This window comes from Halapricum hydrolyticum (genome assembly GCF_025517535.1).
GTDB classification, from domain to species: Archaea; Halobacteriota; Halobacteria; order Halobacteriales; family Haloarculaceae; genus Halapricum; species Halapricum hydrolyticum.
Genome location: NZ_JAOPKC010000006.1, coordinates 37447 through 57047, shown reverse-complemented (window position 1 = coordinate 57047; position 19601 = coordinate 37447). Strand labels below are relative to the sequence as shown.

General features: G+C 57.0%; 14 protein-coding genes. 3 read left to right on the top strand and 11 right to left on the bottom strand.

The features are described 5' to 3' along the window. Nucleotides 1-47 precede the first annotated feature (47 nt). A complete protein-coding gene (locus tag OB916_RS07590; protein ID WP_315908696.1) occupies nucleotides 48-398 on the bottom strand; it encodes a hypothetical protein in 351 nt (116 codons plus the stop codon). A gap of 171 nt (nucleotides 399-569) precedes the next feature. Beyond that, on the bottom strand, nucleotides 570-1301 hold the full coding sequence (locus OB916_RS07585; protein ID WP_315908695.1) for a hypothetical protein: 732 nt from the start codon (nucleotides 1299-1301) through the stop codon (nucleotides 570-572). A gap of 103 nt (nucleotides 1302-1404) precedes the next feature. Here OB916_RS07585 and OB916_RS07580 point away from each other — a divergent pair, with 103 nt between their 5' ends. Beyond that, nucleotides 1405-2157 (top strand): DUF429 domain-containing protein, encoded by a 753-nt coding sequence (locus OB916_RS07580; protein ID WP_315908694.1) that lies wholly within the window; start codon nucleotides 1405-1407, stop codon nucleotides 2155-2157. A 130-nt stretch (nucleotides 2158-2287) separates the two neighbouring features. Beyond that, nucleotides 2288-3013 carry a DUF1028 domain-containing protein gene (locus tag OB916_RS07575; RefSeq protein WP_315908693.1) on the top strand — a complete coding sequence of 242 codons (726 nt, stop codon included), beginning with the start codon at nucleotides 2288-2290 and terminating at the stop codon, nucleotides 3011-3013. On the opposite strand, the gene OB916_RS07570 is transcribed toward OB916_RS07575, so the two are convergent. The 3 genes from OB916_RS07570 to OB916_RS07560 form a co-directional block, all read right to left on the bottom strand. Further along, complete coding sequence (locus tag OB916_RS07570) at nucleotides 3014-3865, bottom strand: inositol monophosphatase family protein (protein ID WP_315908692.1); 852 nt, start codon at nucleotides 3863-3865, stop codon at nucleotides 3014-3016. Between the two features lie 216 nt (nucleotides 3866-4081). Next, on the bottom strand, nucleotides 4082-5290 hold the full coding sequence (locus tag OB916_RS07565) for a CBS domain-containing protein (RefSeq protein ID WP_315908691.1): 1209 nt from the start codon (nucleotides 5288-5290) through the stop codon (nucleotides 4082-4084). A 360-nt stretch (nucleotides 5291-5650) separates the two neighbouring features. Further along, nucleotides 5651-7456: a transposase gene (locus tag OB916_RS07560; protein ID WP_315908690.1), complete on the bottom strand. Its 1806-nt coding sequence runs from the start codon at nucleotides 7454-7456 to the stop codon at nucleotides 5651-5653. 331 nt (nucleotides 7457-7787) lie between these two features. On the opposite strand from OB916_RS07560, the gene OB916_RS07555 reads away from it, so the two are divergent. After that, nucleotides 7788-8384, top strand: a complete 597-nt coding sequence (locus OB916_RS07555; protein ID WP_315908689.1) for a hypothetical protein — start codon at nucleotides 7788-7790, stop codon at nucleotides 8382-8384. Nucleotides 8385-8401: 17 nt separating this feature from the next. Here the strand turns inward: OB916_RS07555 and OB916_RS07550 are convergent, their stop codons facing one another. The 6 genes from OB916_RS07550 to OB916_RS07525 form a co-directional block, all read right to left on the bottom strand. Next, complete coding sequence (locus tag OB916_RS07550; RefSeq protein WP_315908688.1) at nucleotides 8402-9529, bottom strand: CRISPR-associated protein Cas4; 1128 nt, start codon at nucleotides 9527-9529, stop codon at nucleotides 8402-8404. A gap of 87 nt (nucleotides 9530-9616) precedes the next feature. Beyond that, nucleotides 9617-10621, bottom strand: coding sequence for a Cdc6/Cdc18 family protein (locus OB916_RS07545; RefSeq protein WP_315908687.1), 1005 nt, complete (start codon nucleotides 10619-10621; stop codon nucleotides 9617-9619). Between the two features lie 120 nt (nucleotides 10622-10741). Beyond that, complete coding sequence (locus OB916_RS07540; protein ID WP_315908686.1) at nucleotides 10742-12991, bottom strand: DNA cytosine methyltransferase; 2250 nt, start codon at nucleotides 12989-12991, stop codon at nucleotides 10742-10744. Nucleotides 12992-13314: 323 nt separating this feature from the next. Further along, nucleotides 13315-14172: a phospholipase D-like domain-containing protein gene (locus tag OB916_RS07535; RefSeq protein ID WP_315908685.1), complete on the bottom strand. Its 858-nt coding sequence runs from the start codon at nucleotides 14170-14172 to the stop codon at nucleotides 13315-13317. Between the two features lie 7 nt (nucleotides 14173-14179). After that, a complete protein-coding gene (locus OB916_RS07530) occupies nucleotides 14180-15997 on the bottom strand; it encodes a hypothetical protein (protein ID WP_315908684.1) in 1818 nt (605 codons plus the stop codon). Then, nucleotides 15994-19599, bottom strand: a complete 3606-nt coding sequence (locus OB916_RS07525; protein ID WP_315908683.1) for a helicase-related protein — start codon at nucleotides 19597-19599, stop codon at nucleotides 15994-15996. The genes OB916_RS07530 and OB916_RS07525 overlap by 4 nt, the downstream gene beginning before the upstream one ends. Nucleotides 19600-19601: the final 2 nt, after the last annotated feature.

Here is a 19601-nt window from a genome sequence, read left to right as displayed (position 1 = left end):
GTTCGATTCGGTTTCTGTGCTATCTCCCCGCCCCGGCCGCTCTCCCGCTAGTCCAGCCCGTTTTCGAGGTTTTCGAGCAGTTTGCCGACGAACAATCCCATCCGCGGCGCGATCGCGTTGGGATCGTCAGATGGCGTCTCGGCCGGGTGGGCGGCCAGCGTCTCCACGAACCGCTCGCCGTGCGTCATCGTCTGGAGCATGTCTACCACGTCCACGATCAGCCCTTCGTCTGAGGTGTCCATTTCGGGGTGACGTCGCTTCTCGGCGTCCGTATACTGGATCGTCCAGGCCGGCCCGCCGACGATATCCACGATGTCCTCGGCCGGACCGATCTCCAGTCGCTCCTCGTAGCCGACGTACACGATTCCGTCTTCGACGAATGTCTCGTAGCGTGTCATTGGTCGCGAGCGGAGCGCGTCACTCTCAACCCGACGACGTCCCGCTCTATTTTTCGGGTACGTGCTAGTTCGTCGGCAACAAACAAAGTATTTGACCTGCTGATCAGGTCGTCACCACTCTATCTGGCCTGCTGACAGGGAGTTGTCGCGCTAACGCTGGTCAGGTAGTCGTCACTCCTCCCCGCGGTGCTCTGCAAGGGCCTCCTCGATGGAGAGTTCGCCAACGGCAACTCGACGAGCGAGCGCCTCGTCGATCGCCCGGTTCGTCTCGCTCTCCTCCCGCGAGCGATCCTTGATCCGCTGGATTTCTCCCGCTGTGGGCTCGACGTCCCGGGAATCGACGGGTTCGCCCTCCATGCGGGCGATGTTTGCCGCCGCCAGCACGTCCCCCATCCCGCGCGCGCCGGCCCCGAGATACGGAGTCGTACCGGTCTCGTCGACCAGCTCGATCGGCGCATCGATGTCGTCGATGATCCGCGCGCCGACCAGCCGCGCGCCGTCGCCGATCCGCACCACCGGATCGATCGCGTCTTCGACCTCGCGAGCGACGACCTCGGCGGCCTCCTGAGCAGGCACCTGGAAGGCTGCGACGACGACGCCGCCCGTGAGGACGGCGATCCCGGGCCTCTCGCCGGGATCGATACCGACGATCGTCCGGCCGTCGCCACTCCGGAGCCGGGCGAGGGCGTCCTCAACTGCTCGACGCGGCGTCTCCGGGTCGGCCGTCACGATCGGCACGTCCGCGGGTGCGTCGACCGACTCTTCGGGGCCGACGATGGCCAGCGACGTCCGATCCGGCAGCGGATCGTCGGCCTCGATGGTCGTGAACTCGACGTTGCGGTCACGCAACGCCTGGACGACCCCGTGATAGACTTCGAAATCGGCTGTAGCGACGACTATCACACCGTTCCCTCGTCTCTAGACACGACGCGTCCGAAGTAAAACCCACCGACAGAGCGTCACCGCGACGCCGGGATTTACCGTTCTAGACGTCCAATGAAAGAACATGGCCCGATACGTCGGCGTCGACTGGGCGTCGCGCGGCTGGTTGACCGTCGCCACGGACGGCGACGACTGGACGGCGAGCATGCACCCGTCGATGCACAGCGTCTGGCTCACCTACCGCGACGCGGCGGCGATTCTGGTCGACGTGCCGATCGGGCTCCCCGAAACCCGGCGCAGGGAGTGTGATCGAGCAGCGAAAGCGTTCCTCGGAGATCGGTCAAGTAGCGTCTTCTGGACGCCGTGTCGCGCGGCCGTCGAAGCCCCGACCTACGAGCAGGCCAGACGGGCCAACGAGGACTGTCGTGGGGATGGTCTCTCGAGCCAGGCGTGGGGACTGATCCCGCGCATTCAGGAAGTCGATCGGCTCCTCCGTGACGAGGTCGACGCGGAGACGACGATCCTCGAATCCCACCCGGAAGTCTGTTTCACCGCGTTGCACGGGGGGGAGTCACTCCCGTCGAAACACGACGAAGACGGTATCGAGGCGCGGCGCACGGTTCTCGAAGCCGTCGACGATTCGATCGCGGGCGTCTACGAGCGATTCGAAGCGACACTCATCGACGGGCAACCGCCCTGGGCGCGGCGCATCGGCGAGTCGAACCGGGACGACCTCCTCGACGCGATGGTGCTGACACTGACTGCAAAGTACGGTGCCGGCGGCTTTCGGAGGTTCCCTGAAGACCCACCCCTCGACGCGGAAGGATTGCCGATGCAGATCGTCTACACCGATCGGAGGGCCGTCTCTCGTCGCTGATCTGATGGACGCTGTCGCCACTTCCCTGTCAGATCGTATCGTGAATGACGATTCATACGTGGCATTTCGAGTGACGTACCGCGCGATCACAGTCGACAGTATAACGTCGTCACCGTTCGATCGTCGAATCATGACGTTTAGCATCTGTGTTCGCGAGCGTTATCGCGACCAGGACGGCACCGAACAGACCCGGTTCGGCGTCGCGGTCACGACCCGGTTGCCCGGCGTCGGCACGCTCTGTCCGTTCGCCAGCGGGAACGGGGCGGTCGCCACTCAGAGTCTCGTCAACGTCGAACTCGGCCGCAAGGGGATCGAGTATCTGGACGACGGACTGGCCGTCGAGGACGCCCTCGAAGCGCTACTCAACGCCGACGACGGGCGCGAACAGCGCCAGCTCCACGGCGTCGGGGCGGACGGAGAATTCGTCTTCTCGGGCGAGGAGTGCAAGCCCTGGTACGGACACCGCGTCGGCGACAACTACACCGTCGCGGGCAATCTCCTGACCGGCGAATCAGTCATCGAAGCGACTGCGACGGCCTACGAGATTACGGCACCCGACGATCCGTCTACCGACCCGGATCGCCCGCTCGCAGCGCGGCTGATCGACGCGCTCGAAGCCGGCCACGCCGAAGGTGGCGACAAGCGTGAGGAACTCCCGGTCCAGAGTGCCGCTTTGGTCGTTCGATCGACAGAAGAGCGGGTGATCGACCCGTATTACGACGACCTGCGAGTCGACGCGACGGAAACGCCGATCGCCGATCTCCGCGAGACGTACGAACAAGCCAAACGCGGCTTCGAGATGGCCCTGGAACGATACGAAAGTGATTACGAAGAGGACGAACTCGACGCCGAGTAGTCAGGTTTCGACGGCTGCCAAGAGTTCCTCGTGTGCTTCATCGTTCGACGCAACGAGTCCGTCGCTGCCGATCGTCCAGTGATCGCCGTGGAGGTCGGTCACGACGCCACCGGCAGACCGGACGAGTTTCACCCCCGCGAGCGTGTCCCACGCCGTCGTCGGTTCGGTCGTGACGGCCGCTTCGAGTTCCCCGCTGGCGACGAACCCGAGTGTCCCCTGTAACGTGCCGTATCTGCGGCTGTCACCGAACCGCTGGTTGATCGTGCGCGCGAGGCCACCGAAGCGCTCGCTACGGTCGGCCGACCCGGCAGCGACCAGCGCGACAGCGAACGTCTCCGGGTCCGTGCGATCGCTGACCACGAGCCGCTGTCCGTTTCGGGTCGCGCTATCCGGCCCGGCCGTGTAGATGTCCTGAACGACGGGCAGATACGTCGCCGCCGCGACCGTCTCCCCGTCGACGACGGCCGCGACGCTGCTCGCCCACAGGACGCTCCCTCTCGCGAAGTTGGCAGTCCCGTCGATCGGATCCACGACCCAGCACGGTCCCGTGTCCGGAACCGCCTCAACCATTGGTCCAGTTCGCTGGCTGGGAGGGGAATTCGAGCCGTTCTCCGCTGCCTCGGCTGCCTCCGTATCGGGTTCCTCTTCGCAGACGAACGGTTCGTCGGGGAACTCTTCGGCGATCGTGTGCACGATCTGGCGCTGTGTCTCGCGGTCGGCGTCAGTCACGAGATCGTTCTTGTCCGCTTTCGTATCGACCGTGAGCGGCCCCCTGAACGCGTCCCGGGCGACAGCTCCACCGGCGCGTGCTGCCCGTTCGACGAGTGCGGTCCGCTGTCGGACGTCCTGCATGTGTGGCTGTCCGGGGTCCACAGTGATAGCCACTGTGTTTGTTCCCGGATCGGCAGGTCCTGGCTGGTCACGACGTTGTGGTCCCGTGCTCGGAGTCCGCCCAAGTAGAGCAGCGATCTCGATCACTCAGAAGCGGCACGCTGTTCTGACGCCCCGACTGGAAGGAGGTACCCGACAGGGAGGGAAGCTATCGGTAGCGAGCTGGGCGTCGAGACCTCACCCACCGAGCCACCACCCGTAAAGTCGTGCCTGCTCGTCGGAATCCGTGTGTTTCTTCGATTGGCCGTAGGTTTTCCCCTTGAGGAGCTGTCGTTCGACCGCATTCGCAGCGAGCCGAAGGGCGTGGGAGGCACCGTACCCCTCCCCATCGGCAGTGAAGTAGCCGCGGTCGGTGACCAGCCGGATCCGTGCCAGCACCAGCGGCACACCCCGGCTCTGTTCTTTGTGTTCCTGCAGTTCGATGCTGGCCTTGATCACGGTCATCTCACCGTACTTCGAGGTCATGTCCTCGATCAGCGCGGAGACGTTGTCGTAGTCCATCCCCTCCAGCAGGTCGAGCCCGAACACCTGCACGGCGTTGCGGTCGTCACGCTCCCAGGTGAGCGCCTCGATAACGTCCGTTTTCGTGATGATACCGATCGGCTTACCGGTGTCGTCGGCCGTGACGACGAGCGAGGAAATCTCTCGCTCGAACATCGTCTCGACGACCTCGTCAAGCGGTGCGCTTCGCTCGACCGTCGCGACTGCGTCGGACGTCAGGTTCCGTACCGGCAGGTCGAGCATCCGGTCGGCATCGCCCTCGCGCGCGCCGAACCCGCCACGGTTCTGTGCCCCGCCACTGCGGCCACCGAAGCCACTCGAGGACCCGTCTTGGCTCTTGGTGCCACCCCGCGTCGTGAACTCGATGACGTCGTACAGGCTCAACATCCCCACGAGGTCGTCCTCATCGACGACCGGAAGATGGGCGATCCCGGCTTCCCGAAGCGTATTGAGCGCTTTCCCGATCGTGGTTTCGGGGGCCGCACTGATCAACTCCGACGTGTAGGCGTCGTCGACGGTCACCGCGTCGAGAAACGGACGCACAGCCTCGAGAACGGCATCGCCGGTCACCACACCGACGACACGATCGTCATCGAGCACGGGAAGGGTTTTGGCGTCGCTACCGATCATGAGCCGCGCGACCTCGCGGACGTCTTCGGTGCGATCGACTGTCGGGACGTGCTGTACCTGTGAGCCGACCTTCGCAGACGGCTGGTTGGACGAGGAAGCCAACTGTCGGCGACTCACGACGCCGCGATACTCGTCGCCGTCCGTGACGACGACGGCATCGAGTTCCTGGTTCTCGAACGCCCCGGCGACCTTCGAGAGCGGTGCGCCGATGTCGAACTCCGTGAATTTGCTCGAGAGAATCTCTGAGATATCCATGTGTTACTCTCTACTAGGAGGGCCGCTGGACGGTTATACTTGTTCCCCCATTGATATTTGAATAGCGGTCTGCAGAGTACCTAACTGGGTCATGAGGTGGGTTTCCGAGACGGACTAGCGATGCATTGAGAGTCCGGATCTCAACTTCCAGAGGTTGACTGTTTGGTGCGTTTGTCAAGTGAAAACCGGTGAAACGGACGCCTATCGAAGCTGAAAGAACCTAGCCGATACCAACCCCCGTGACACTCGGGATCGCGTCGTGCTAATTCGGAATTACACGGTTTCCAAACCGGAAACCACAGTGAAAATGAGAACGCCGCCGCTGACGAGTTTACGCAAACAACGAGAATGAGGTGCGCGTCAGCCGCCAGGGTCGAACAAGCAGAACGCGACCAGTTCGACAATCTCGCCAGCACGCAGCGGCGGTTTCTCGCCTAAGTTCACATCGACTTCATCGCGGAGGAAGAAGTTCGTTAACCGCCACACGTTGTGCATCAACACGCCGATCGTGAAGTACAGGAACCGGACGCGGTAATCCTTCGACGCTGACGTTGGCAGGAAGTGTTTGCGAATGGATTTGTACTGGTTCTCAATCGTCCACCTGTCACGGTACTGTCCCGTGAGCGCTTGCGCACGGTCAGGTTCAACCCGGTAATTGGTCGTGAAAATCGCGTACTCATCCCCATCATCGGCGTCTTCTTCATTCTCGATTGCTGCGTCCTTCGGGACGTACATGATGCTCAAGTCGTGAGTATCCCCGTCAACGGTGAGCGAGGCATACTCGACCCGCACATCAATCATCGGGTCTTCTTCGACCTCTTCGAGGTTTTCCTTATCCGCAGTCGCTTGCTTTCGCTTCCCGATTACGTAGTACAGTTCGCGTTTGTCAATCACGTGCCGGACTTCGTGAGTATCGAATTCACGATCGGCGAACACCTTGTTAATGTCCACGTGCCGTTGTGCCTGTTCTAATAGCCTGTCCACGATGTCTGCACGCGATGTTCGGTGAACACCGCCTGTGTCTTCCCAGGCGCGGACGTCACGGACTGGTTCGATCGCCAGGACGATCGGCGTGTTCTCAGCGACGATAGTGAGCGTGGCGAACTTGTACCCGCGTTCGTGGCTCTCTTTAAACCCGGACGCCATCACTGGGTACTCATCCTTGAGGTACTTTGTCCGGGTGCGCCCGGAGCTGGTCGTGTATGTGACTGGCTGCTCACCAGGGTCGGCGTCTACCCGCTTCTTGAACGGTGACGGCCAGAAGTTCCACGTCACAATGTCCAGCGCCGCGTTGACCGGCTCTCGAATCCCAGTCTCCCCGTGCTCATCTGACTGGATCTCATCCAGAATACGCTCCACACCGGTGTGGAACGCATCAAGCGTTTCATCGCGGATGCGTTCCCAGTCAGGGATTCGACCGCAGTCTACGAACTCGTCGAACGTGAGTTGGGAGTCCGGGTCTGCGATTTTCTTCATCGTCCGGTTATGCGAAGACCCGTGCGGCACTTCCTCCCGGTCGCTCAGCCGGGCGAACCGACGCCGCGGCGTGGTTGCAGCGGCGTTCGACATGTTCAGGTACGCTTGCCGTTCGAGATAGCACTCTAACGCGTACTTGGCGTTGCTCGCTCGGTCAGCAGTGAACCCAGAGAACCCGAGAGTAGACGCTCGTTCAACAGCGTCCATGATATGTTCCTCTTCGAGGTCGGTGCCTGCGATGTCTTCAGGCTCCAGTGCTGGTTCGACCGAGTCGTCCGTCTTAACGAGGTCGTGTTCGACACACTGGTCGTGAATGAGTTCACCGGCGTCTTTCAGCGTCTTCCGCTCCTGCAACGAGAAGCGCCGTCGCTTGTTGTAATTGATTGCTTGTTTCGAGGGCGGGATAGGGAAGTCGAACTTAACGTAAATGAACGCTGCGCCGGACAGTCGGCGTGCTGTTTCAGCTTCGTTGAACCCTCTGGCATGCATGTAGAGGAAGGTCTTGATCATCCCGTCCCGGTTGAACTTCGCTCTCTCGGGATCGTCGTAGTCGGAGAACCAGCGATCCTTGATTTCGAGGTTCGCAATAATGCGAGTGATGTGGTCATGGATGTGGCAGAGATCCTTGACCTGTTCCTCGATGGTGTCCAAGATCTCTTGTCTCGGTGGTGCTGGGTCTGTTGGCGACATGGTCGTTCAACTCGGGTTCTGGCTACGCGAGACATCGGTGACTACCGGGTTATTCTCGCGCGTGTCATTTCCGAAAACCCACCGAGGGACGGTATATCGGTGTACTTGGCGGGACTGACGGTTTGCGGAACCGCAGGATAGCAGAGTTGTTCCAAGGCGGAGTTTCCGTTTAGCGGAGGCTCCGCTTTACGGAAACTTTGGGAAACTGATTATAAACCCCGGTTCTCAACACTTCAAGGTAAGCCGGAGACTCCTGACTAGGGAAACTCCGGACACCAGAGACTCCCTAAAGCGGAGAGTCCGTCATAGGGGGTTTCCGTACCACCTCACCATGAGCGATCCCAACGAAGACCTCCCAGTGGCCGATGTCTTTGACGACTGGCACGCGATCGGTCTCATCGCCCGGCTTGACAGAGATGACGGGAACATCAAGGCTGAAATCGAGGAGAAGGTCGATCTCACCGGGAAACCGTTGAAGACACTACTTGACAACGCAATTGACGCCGAGTTAATCGAAGAAACCCAGATCCAGGCAGGCGACCACCCCCGATCAGACCGGTATCAGTTGACGGAGCGAGGAAAGGCAGTTCAGTCACTGCTACGAAGCAGAGGGATCGATGAGTTGCAGCAGTCCTACCTCACCGCGAAAACTGCGTTGCAGCGTGCGGCCGACGAGGCACAGGAAATCATCGAAGCCGAACATCTACACAAGAAGTACCCGCAGCGAGACTACTGGGTTCGAACCGGTTCAGACCAACCCGAGATCGACACGGAGCAGTTACTCGCGGAAGTGCAAGAGGAGCACGAGGATTTGTTCAACGCAGACATCCGGGGTGAATGGCCCATGGACGTGCGGGATGAGGAAACGGGTTCCCGCGAGCCAGTCGAAACCTGGGGAAGCACCCCAGATGAAGAAGAAGAAGATTAAGAGGAGTAACTATCGGTTCACGTTGTGGTCAACTGTTCGTTGGGTTCCGGGCCACTCAGCGTTACGAGATCGCCTGAGTCAGCACACACTGGGCAGAACGGGAGTGACTCCGTATCCCCGTCCCACTCAACATCATCCCACCCGTACGACGCACTGCACCTCGAACAACTCCAGTCGTAGGCTCCGTACTCAGCGGCGAGGTCCGGGAACTGGTGGGCTAGTGTCGGCGTGAGACGCGCGTCACGGTCCGCGTGACCGTCCAAGTACTCTTGCAGGTTCTGCCGGCCGTACCCGTCGAACACGGGGAGCAGCCCGTTTCTGTCGGTGTCAGTGTACGGTGTGTCGGCTTGCCCGCAGCGGTGCTTGAACGAGCAATAGTTACACTCCCAGTCGCGCTCCGGATCAGCCGGTGGCAATTCACTTTCCTGTTCGTAGGCGGCCTGGTCAGCCATCCACGCCACAACGTCGTCCCAGAAGGCCGCATCGAATTCAACGCTGAACGCTTTGATATCCAGCGTTTCCCGCGACCCGTACACGATCAAGCCAGTCGTCACATCATGCTCGTATTCCTTATTGAGCGCGTGCAGGTACGCATGTAGTTGCGCGCGGTGATGTGGTTTCGGCGCGGAGAGGTGGTCGAGTGACGTGGTAGTCTTGATTTCGGTGACAAGCAGCGGGTCGGCGTCTGCCGTGACAATGGCTGGGTCAGTAGACCCACGCACATGGAGGGATTTCCCGTCACGAATGGTTTCCGTCTCAATCCAGACCGAGTTCGTGACGTACGTGCCCGGTGTAGTAACGGACTGGAGAAACGGAACAATAACTTGTTCCTCGAACTCGGTGCCGAACCAGAACAGGCCCTTTGGCTGCGTGCCTTCCCGCGGGGCGTTCTGCCGGGCGTAGCTGGCTTTCCTGTGACACTGTAGGAGTTTACTCGGGGTGTGCTGCTCTGGATCTTTGGGTGGGGAAGGACCATTGAAGTAAGCCTTCCCTTCGAGAATGTTGTTTTGGAATTGCTGTTCGCTGTACCACTCGTTGAATGTTCGGTTCGTGATCCGGTCACGGATCACTGCATGGTCGTCGGATTCAGAACGGGCCGGTGTAGAATCCTCCCCGAATGGTTTGTCTCTGGATGGACCGGTCATCACATCCGAGGTGAGAATACGGGGGCCAATAGGGAGCCGTGTGTCGTTTCCGAATAATCCGTTGTATGAATGGGCGCAAACGTGGAGTCACGCTCGTGTCCGGTAGATTCGTGCCTTCGTGTTCCCTTCAGCGGTAATGAGATTGTAGTGCTCCAGTTTGGACAGGTAGTTTCGAACCATCCGTTTCGTCTTCGGGTCCTCCGCTCTGTTGCAGTATGCGCTGTAGAGTTGTTGCGGGGCTATTTTACCGGTCTCAGTGATGATGTTGTACAGGATTTTCTGGTGGGGTGTGAGGCGATCTACGGTTCGTTGCTTGATTTCCGATTTCGCTTCCGGAGTCTCTTCATGAATGATGTCCGCCGTGATTTTGTCAACAGGTTCTCCCTTTGCTTTCCGTGCAGCCCGGCGAAGGATTCCGATTGCAATTCGGGCGTCACCGCCAGCGTTCGCCGCGATCAACTCCAAACAAGACGTGTCGATGCTACCGTCGGTGAGTCCCCATCTGACGCGGTCACTGAGAATAGCAACGAGTTCGCTTTCGTGGTAGGAACGGAATCGAATGCGTTCACAGTCGGTGAGGCGGCTATTGAGTCGGTCATCCATTGAGACGAAGAGCCCGTCTTCGTCGTTGCAGATGAGGATCATCGTGAGGTGCGGGATTCGGTACAGATCGTACAATAGTGACTTGTCCTCCAATTGGTCCACTTCGTCCAAAATCACGACGTACGGCGTGTTCTCGCTCTCCCTGAGGCGTTCGAGAAGGACATCTTTCGGTGTTGATTGCCGGTGGACATCGACAGTCTGACCGATCCCGTCAAGCAGTCTGTACAGGGCTTTGAAGCGGCTGTGGTCCTCCCAGCAGTTCACGTACTGGTAATTCAGATCAACCACTTCTCCACGTAACTGTTCGACCAGGAACTGTGCGATACAGGTTTTCCCTGCTCCAGACGGGCCGTGTAGGAGTGCTGGGTCAGCTCGCTGACCGTGGGTGATTGGATCGAGAACGCTGGAGAGGTAGTTGACCTCGGCATCCCGGTGTTGCACCTCCCGTGGGATGAACTCAGACTGGAGTACTCGGGCGTCGGTGATCATGGGTTTGCGTCGACGCAGACTGCCAGCATAATAATTGGAAGGGTGTGATTTCCGAATTTCCGAAACCACGAACTGCGCTGCTTGATTCCGTCTATCAACCGGGGAATAACAGAACGGCAGTTAGTCGTCGGTACTCGCCTGTTGTGGGGAGTGACAGGAGAACACAGCTGCCAGTTCCGAATTGAGTTGTTGCTGAAGAACATCAGCAATTCGCTCCCCCATCAACGGTGGGACTGCGTTCCCTATCTGGCGGAACCAGTGAGTGAAGGGACCCAAGAAGACGTAATCGTCTGGGAAAGACTGGAGACGTGCCGCTTCACGGGGCGTCACGCCTCGATTCCGCCGATTGTCCGGTTCTCCGGTCACATTTGGTGCATACTCGTAGTAATCTGGGAGGACGAAATTGTTCGCGTCCTTGGCGAGATGCGCGACAACTGTTGGTGCTGGCTTCGTCCACTCTAGCATCCGGTACTTATCCTTGAATCGAGGATTCTCTTCAGTCCCAACGTCATACTCAATCAACTCTGCATATTCACCGTCCTTCGCGTATTTTACGTCCCATCCCGTATCACCCGGCTCTAATGCCTCGTCGAACAGCGTCCGGTCTTTCTCCATCGGGTGCTCCCGGGCTTGATGATTATAACACAACTCGGCCCCCGTATTCAGTTCGTGTTCTTCGATATACTCACTCCGTGTACCACGGACGCTCTTGGGACTTACCCGCCCACCCTCTCCTCGACGGAGTTTCGGCAAACCGGACAACGCCTGTTTCACCGTAACTTCGTCAGTCGGCCCAGCCTCTGAAAGCTGCTCAAATAACGTCTCAACGACGGTACCGTCATTCTCTACCACGAGATCATCCCGTACTCCGAAAATGAAGATACGTTCCCGGTGCTGTGGAATTCCATACTCCGAACAGTCCAAGAGTTCGTAATCGCAGGTATAACCGTGCCCATCTGCACCAATGGAGTTGAGTGCGTTCACTACGAGATCGGCGACACGGACTCCAGTATCGCCAATCTCGTTCGCCATCCCCTCCACGTTCTCCATTACCAGTGCTTTGGGGCGTAATCGCTCAACAGCAGTTACGTACTCTTCGTAGAGCTCGGTCCGATCATCCTCTAGGATATTATACTCGCTATCGTCCGCCAGTCTTGCCCGATACCCTGCTTGTGAAAGTGACTGGCACGGTGGCCCACCGGCGATGACATCGGGTTCTTGGTCAATCCGTTCGAGCAGCCCATTCTCAAGCTCTGTTCGAATATCCCCACACACGATCTTCTCGTGAGGAATCTCAGGATGATTGAGACGATAGGTGTCTACAGCATCTCTATCGTTATCAATCGCTAATTCAACGGTCCAGTTGTTACGCCCAAATCCGAGTGATAAGCCTCCTGCCCCAGCAAAGAGATCCACTACGACCGGTCCCGACTGCTCTTGATTTTGTTTCCGGAGACGATGTGTGAGCAGGAATTTCCGGATTTCACAGTCGTCGCTACACGAGTCAACTCCCCCTTTGACTGCATGGCCTGCGACTGCCCGGTGCAGTTGTGGAATCTGACGACGGGTAAGTTCCTCTTCAAGTTCCTCCCGTCGTTCAACGTCATCTCGTAACTCATTTGGCGACAGAATTCCCAGAGAGCATAGAAGTTGGTCAACGAATGGGTCACTTGGCCAAACGGGCTTATCGAACGCGACAAGCATCAACCACCATGCATCCGACTTAGAAACACCAGGGAGTTCAGCGAGTCGATTTGCGAAACTAGAATAGCGTAATCCACCGAGATCTCGCAGGCTTACACCATCAGTGTAATCGTCTTCGGATACTGCGTCTACAAGTTCTTGGAGGCGTGTAATGCGAGTTTCGCTAATACTGGGTCTATTTGTTGCCTCAAGTAGAGCCGCCTCTAGTGCGGCCTCGTCAAGTGCAGCGATATCCTCCCACGACCCAATCTGGTCTCGTAGGTCAGCAACTATCCGCCGATATTCACGGTCAAAATACCGCTTTGACGGCGGCTGACCGTCCGGCGCAATAGCAACCGCTGCAACGGAATCTAATGGGTCATCACTTCCGGTGAGTGCATCGTCACAGGTACAGGTTCCTGCTGACGTACTTTCACCGAGAGACTCATAGCGACAGGGAAATTGCTCGTCGGATTCTCGCTTCCGACATTGGATTTCCGGGGTCGCTGTTGGACACCCAGCTGGATGGAGCCAGTTCTGCTGGTACTGTTCTGCAGTAAGCACATCGATGAGAAAGTCCACATGGCGCAAGACGAACTCCTGGTGTAACGAGAACTCAGTATCTGAAGAATTCAGCAGACATGAAGGGATTTCCGGCGTATCTATATCCGCCCACGAGTCGGCCATTACCTGGACATTATCACTCAGCAATAAAAAGGCCAGGATTCCTGAGAGGGTGTGGCCCGATAACCCGTGGAATAACACCTGTTTTCGAGGAGTTCTTGCTATCGTAACTGGAACCGACCCGCCAATTACACCGGTGCTTATGGAATACGCGACTAGATGAGGGCATAATCCATGGGAATAGATCTCCCCTACGGGAAACCGAAATAACAGCCGAAGAGTACGAGGCCCTAGTTGACGCCGAGAAAATTGCCGGTCACCTTGCAGTGCCCGTTACACTCGTGTTGTCTCTTCGTTGAATCTCAATTACGGCGACTAGAGGAGGTTCAGGGACGAACTGGTCCCTCAGAGTACTCGTGCGTGTTCGCGGAACGGCGAACCGCCTCAAAGAAGTCAGTTACCTCGTCAACAACTGGTCCACGGACAATCAACCCAATCTCAATCGCCTCTTTAAGGCTATAATTCGTAAGATTAGCACTTCCAACATATGCTACCTCGGCGTCTGCGATTAGGGTCTTGGCGTGCAGGCGACCGTGAGGTGAATCGTACTGATAGACATGGAAATTAGATGTGTCTCCACTGCTTCGGACTGTTTCCCGAATCCGTTCCACGTGGTCTGCGTTTTCCCCATCATCAGTTACATCTCTGGTGAGGAGTGTAACGTCAACACCTTGGTCAGTTGCAGATGCAAGATGGTCAACGAAAACATCCACGCCAAACCGGGTGAAGAAGGGAGTGACAAGCAGCAACTCCCGATCGGCATTCCGAACTAATCGAATAAGACGCGCCATGAGCTCTGCTGATCGCTCATCAAATTCATCCGGTACAGCGATACTTAGTTCGACATCGTGTACTGCGTCATTTGCGAGTAACTCAGCTTCGGAGGCCGTCAGGTGGTCATCAAATATGTTTAGAAATTGAATGAATTCGATCGTCGTATTGCGGTTCACCTTGACCCGATTAGTCGTCTGAGATGTGAAACCAACGAGACCAAACTCAGATGCGAGATCATGAAGATGATTCGCGGCCTCTCGATGGATGTCAAACTCCTCTGCCGTCTGTGAAGGGTCAATAGTTCCTTCACCAGAGGCAGCAGTATGGAGGAGATGCGTACAGAAGACTACTGGCTCAATCTCGTGTGCTCGAACCGCCTGTACGAATTGGGCTGGTGTTGCTAGCGTCATTTCTGTGTCAGGTACTTTTCCCGCCAAGTCCACCGGTCAATTTCCAGAATCCAGCTGGCACCCCAGATGCGATCCGATTCCCGTAGAGAACGATTCGTGAGAGGTTCTTGTTGAAGTGCTGGCAACCGATTTCTGACATATGGAGACAGGAGTGACACGCACCGCCCCGAATGTCAGCACACGTAGAGTCATACATGCAACTTTCCCCCTCTGTCAGTGTGCTAAGCAACCAGTCATCGAGGTTCCGGTCAATCAAGGTGAAGAGCCCACCTGCCGTGTAGTTCTGCGTGTTATTCGCGTAGATGGCAGTTGCGAGGCCCTCTGTGAATAGATATTCAGCGAATGAGGTCTCGTCGATCCCAGAATGGACAGCAGCACGCTGAATGAGCAGGTGGGAAATCGTATGCAGAAGGCAGTGGACAGCAAGTGTGATTTCGTTATACTGACTGCCGTCATTCACATCAGTTGAGTACGGTTCTATTGCCTCCATTTCCGCGTATAGCGTCGCTCGTGCCTCCGAAAGCTCCATATTCAGCGTGTCCTCGATGGGGTATCCACTCTCGGCGAGCCAGTGACCAACTTGGCGAGGGTCTAACTGGACGATCGCAGCCTCCGTCTTTGACCGGGTTGTGTAAATCGGTGTGCGCCATTCCCCATCTTCAACTTGGACTGGTGGGAACATCCGGGCAGCAGGGGTTGAACCACCGTCTTCCTCGTCATCATAGGTGCGGTGATAGCCGTATACTGCTTTGAGGAGTGGGAACTCAGATGTGACACCGATATCAAGAACCCCCATCTGATCCATAAGCTGTGTCTCTCTAGGCGTAGCGGTTTCTCGCGCGCTTTCCTGTTCCATTATCTCCCGCAATTGGATGTACCGCCGCATGTTGTCAGACGGCTCAACATCCCCAGCTTTCGCCTGGACCATCTCACGAACCAACTCAGGATCTTGATCCCCGCCAATTTGGCCAAGAGCTTGCTTGGTCTGTTCAATCACCTCAGGGTTGTCGGTATCAAGTTCGTCAAAGTCGATTTGTGATACCCCTTCTTTGTCCACCATCTCCTTTAGACTCGTCTCAGGATGATCGAACTCGCCAAGATAGGCCCCGATGACAATTGGGTCAATCTCTTCCTCTGAGCGTATGCTGCTCTGGTAGATATTCCGGTCACCGAGATCAACGCGAGTGACGTCGTGAATATTCATTGCCTTTGACGACGAATGGACGGTTACGTCCATCCGCTCGCCACATTCACAGAACGTCTGGAAATCATCGCGGATGACCTTCCCGTTACAGGCACCACACCGCCACTTGAAATCTTGATACCGGTCTGCACGGTCATCCAGCATTACGTATGAGTACCCGTGCTTGTCACAACCCGGAACGAAAACCGATCTAATATCTGAACAGGAGGGGCACACACCAACATGGTGAATCTGGTTGAGGGCTCCATCGCACCCCGGTCGTTGGCAACTCAATCCGCTCTGTTCAAGCCCTCTGATGCGCTCGTCACTGTAGTCGTGAACCTTCCCGCAGTCCCTGCAATCAAAGACACGCGGGAAGATTTCCGCGTACACATCCGATGGATCGATAATTGCCCACCGATCGGGTGTCGGCGGTGATAATGCTCCCTCAACACCGCCACTCCAGTTGTCAAGACTGGCATGAACGTGATCGATCATCTCCTGTTCACTGGCGATCTCCATCTGCTCGCCGGACATCCTTGCTGCCTGCTCGATGAGATTGTGTTTCGGGTTCGAGAACGTCGCTCCGGGCGGGAAGTTGTACATCACCTGCATCTTCCCGCGACGCATATTATCAGTCATCGCGTGTCCACCCCCACAGCCTCGAACGCATCTTCATGGCTGTAACTCGGTTTGATGTCTATCGGATCATCCACGTCACGAAGACTCAACATCACCCGTCCAGCGAGACACCCCTCAATGTCCTCTGCAGTACCGCTCTGGATGTTGTTGAACGAGATCTGAACGAGTTCTTCAATCCGGTCCGTGAACGGGCACTGACCGGTCTCCCAGTCTTCCCCGTAAATCTCGATGAGGTCCTCAATGATCTGGTCTTGGTCGATTACACCGGCCTGTTCGGCCTTTCGCGCCATCCGTGGGTGGGCTCTGTTTTTGAAATACCCGAGGTGCTCACTCAATTCATCGAAGTACCGAATGTACAGGAGCGACATGAAGATCCCCGGGAAGGTTCGCTCCACACTGAATTTCGCCCATCGGTTAATCGCTACTGGTTCAACGAGCCGGTCGAGGTACTCGTGGTACTTGTGGAAGTAATGATAGTGCGACCGGTCACGCTCTCCTAACGGGTCGAAAACGTCCAACACGATTCCCGGGTGCTTGCGGCCAACACGCGAGGATGCCTGAATATACTCGGACATCCGTGGTGGTGCATTGAAGAATACCATGTACCCGAGAGAGTCAATGTCCACACCGTGACTGATTGAACTGGTCGCAGTGATCAGGCCTTCAATATCCTCGTAGGTTGTACCATCGTCTTCACCGACCTGCTCGAATCGGTTGAGCATGTCGGCCATCGCATCTGGGTCGGTGTTCCCCTGCATATCGAATTTCTGCACGGCGTCGTATCCATCGTCGGTCAGGTTATCGTTCACCTGGGTTTCAGTGGACTTGTAGACACGACCGCCCTCGAATTTGGAGATGACGTAGGTTACCAGTGTGTAGTAATGGTTCAGGATGTTTTCGAACGTTTCCGGATCGGACACCTCCTCGAAGTCGAACTCCTGCAGCGATGTTTCGGGTTCGTCAAGCCAGTCCTGAATCCGGCGCTGGTGCATCTCCAAGAGCCGGATGATGCTGTTAATCTGGCTGCGGTTCCAAGGAACAACACCGACGTAGTGCCGTTGAACCCGGTCTTCGTCAGTCGTTGTGTAGGCGGATTCTCGATAATCCGGTCCGGGTGCAGGGAACCGGATTGTATTCTTCCCGCCGTACAGATGCTTGACCTGATTGTCCGATTCTTCGATCGTTGCTGTCGCTGCTATCTTCTTGGGTTCGGAGTAGTCGATTCCTTGCTTTTCAGCGGCCCATTCGAGGTGCTTCTCGAAGGCGGCGTAGTAGTGGCTCTCAAAGGTCCCGAGATCCTCGTTGACGAGGTGCAACTCGTCCTGTAAACAGAGCGTTGGGACCGGGTCATGAACATCAACGCGCTCTAAATCACCGTAGTCCGTCTCGAAGTCCTGTTTGTCTCGGCCACAGAACCGCGACATCATGCACTCGTCGCCTTGGTGTGTATACCCGTGTTCTGGGCAACGATGGGTGATATACCCGGCAAGTGTTCGGAAGCGGTAATTGTACCCAAGAGCTGCAAGTTTGTCTTGGGTTCCGACAACGATCGTTGGAACAGCACGATAGAGATCGATGTCCGTCACGTGAACGTGCAGCTTTTCCCGACGACAGGATGCTGACGAACAGTGATGTTCGACTCGATCAGTCGTTGTACTGAATACGAGATCAACGTCACTGCCGCAGAGCGGGCATTTTTCGACCGCACGGTAATCCTCACGACTGACCTGTTCGAGGTCGTGCCCATCTTCTTGGTTCCAGCGCTTCTTGAACTCACGTAGTTTCCCGCGGTTCTCCTCTAACGCCTCCCCGTCCTGCGGATAACTGGGGTACCAACCATTGAACTCGGATTTCAGCAAATTCCCGAGGCTGTTCTCTGTGTTTCCGGTGAAGAATCCGGCGCTGAGCGGCTCCCCACCATACTCTTCCTCTTTCCGGACCTCATCTGCGTGGACGAGGATTTCAACGACTCGCTGGAACTGTTGCAGCGACAGCAACCGGAGTGGGAAACGCATCATCGCTGACAGACCGAACTCTTTCCCACGTCGCCTGTCGAACAACGCCGTGAAGGCAAGCAAGGCGAGGTAGGCCTCCGTTTTCCCACCTCCAGTCGGGAAGTACAGGAGGTCTGCCTTGTCACGATCGTGGGTCTCCGGGTCGAAGTCCCGTTCTTCGTGGACGATGTCCGGTAGTAGGGACACGATGAAGACAACCTGGAACGGTCGCCAGCCGGGATATTCAAGTTCCGCATCCTCATCCCAGGGGTCGCCTTCCCGGACCTTGCGAAGGAATACGCGGTTCACTTGCTTGAAGAGCTCCCGCGCCATTTGATCCTCTTCAAGAAGCTTGACACCACGATCAAATCGTTCAATCTCCCGTTCAAACCGCTGTATGTCTGATTTGATTGTCTCTACTGTCGGATTCGACTCAGGGTCTGTGGCAGCCGTTTTCGCCTCGTCAAGACGGTCCTGCCAGTCGTCCCTTTTGTACTGTTTCAATTTCTGGCGAACTGCCCGCAGTACCGGGAGCGGGTCTGTGGCCAGTGTGTCGAACTGTGGTGCTGCTTCACCGGAGTACTGCCGGTGACCGAAGTACGCCTGCTTGTGAACAGGAATGGTTTCCGATTTGATGCCCGTTTCCCCCTCTGTCCAGATAGCAGTGCAGTTCTGGCCTTGCCCAGGAACCGAGGAGTCATAGCGGAATCCTTCAGGGACATCTTCGAAGCTCATCGGCTGGAATTCAGTTTCGTTTTTTCCTCGCAACTCTAGCTGTGTTTCATATGTTGCGAGGTCGAGGTCTCCGAAGTCTGGTTCCTCGTCGCTTTTGTTAGTCACGTCAACACGGACAACAGCAGACCCTGGCGTATCTGCTGTGGCTGTCGTTTCATCAAGCGCTTCAAGAAGACGAACAGTCACGTCCATTCTCGGGGTCGGAGCATACTCCGTGTCTCCGCCGACAGGTGCATCAGAGAGGTTCTCCAGGTAGTCGTCGTCAGCCAAGTTATCATTGTTCGACACGAAGTTCTTCACGGCCCCGAGATCACTGTCGAACAGGTCCGGTGCAGACTCGATATGCTTCTTGGTAGCCGCCCGGATCTTCCTGTTCAACTCTCGTTCAACTTTGTCCGATGCTTCACTGAGGAGACCGGTGTTTTCTGCAGTGGCATCGAATGAAACAGTTGTACTCACACCGATGTCCGCGTCGTCGTCACCGGGCTCTCGAAGCACATACTTCCGGTACACCGTCGGTGCGTCTTCGTCTGCCTCAGCAGCCTCTGCCGGTGTCGGGATGACGCGATAGTACAGAGCAAAGGATAACCGGACGCTCAGGGTGATTGTGTCACCGCCATCAGTGGTCGTCACGCGGCCAATTAGCCCCAGTGTTGATGGCGACTGCCGTGATTGGATTTCTTTATCGATTTTCGTGTCCTGTTCTTCAGGCGTGAGCGCTCCGGAGAAAAAGTTCGTTCGCGGTGTCAATCCAGGCGGGGTACGTTCACCCTCGTCAATATGCGCCCCTCGGATTCGGTCAACAGTATCCCCGACGAGTTCTGAAGCAAAGGTTTCGATGTCGTCGCGGGATGCACCATCGATGTCTGCCATTC

Excerpts from the sequence above, each read along its gene's own strand:
- OB916_RS07540 (WP_315908686.1), bottom strand. The coding sequence starts at position 12,991 with ATGGCCGACTCGTGGGCGGATATAGATACGCCGGAAATCCCTTCATGT.
- OB916_RS07590 (WP_315908696.1), bottom strand. The coding sequence starts at position 398 with ATGACACGCTACGAGACATTCGTCGAAGACGGAATCGTGTACGTCGGC.
- OB916_RS07535 (WP_315908685.1), bottom strand. The coding sequence starts at position 14,172 with ATGACGCTAGCAACACCAGCCCAATTCGTACAGGCGGTTCGAGCACAC.
- OB916_RS07545 (WP_315908687.1), bottom strand. The coding sequence starts at position 10,621 with ATGATCACCGACGCCCGAGTACTCCAGTCTGAGTTCATCCCACGGGAG.
- OB916_RS07550 (WP_315908688.1), bottom strand. The coding sequence starts at position 9,529 with ATGACCGGTCCATCCAGAGACAAACCATTCGGGGAGGATTCTACACCG.
- OB916_RS07580 (WP_315908694.1), top strand. The coding sequence starts at position 1,405 with ATGGCCCGATACGTCGGCGTCGACTGGGCGTCGCGCGGCTGGTTGACC.
- OB916_RS07575 (WP_315908693.1), top strand. The coding sequence starts at position 2,288 with ATGACGTTTAGCATCTGTGTTCGCGAGCGTTATCGCGACCAGGACGGC.
- OB916_RS07530 (WP_315908684.1), bottom strand. The coding sequence starts at position 15,997 with ATGACTGATAATATGCGTCGCGGGAAGATGCAGGTGATGTACAACTTC.
- OB916_RS07560 (WP_315908690.1), bottom strand. The coding sequence starts at position 7,456 with ATGTCGCCAACAGACCCAGCACCACCGAGACAAGAGATCTTGGACACC.
- OB916_RS07555 (WP_315908689.1), top strand. The coding sequence starts at position 7,788 with ATGAGCGATCCCAACGAAGACCTCCCAGTGGCCGATGTCTTTGACGAC.
- OB916_RS07565 (WP_315908691.1), bottom strand. The coding sequence starts at position 5,290 with ATGGATATCTCAGAGATTCTCTCGAGCAAATTCACGGAGTTCGACATC.
- OB916_RS07570 (WP_315908692.1), bottom strand. The coding sequence starts at position 3,865 with ATGCAGGACGTCCGACAGCGGACCGCACTCGTCGAACGGGCAGCACGC.
- OB916_RS07525 (WP_315908683.1), bottom strand. The coding sequence starts at position 19,599 with ATGGCAGACATCGATGGTGCATCCCGCGACGACATCGAAACCTTTGCT.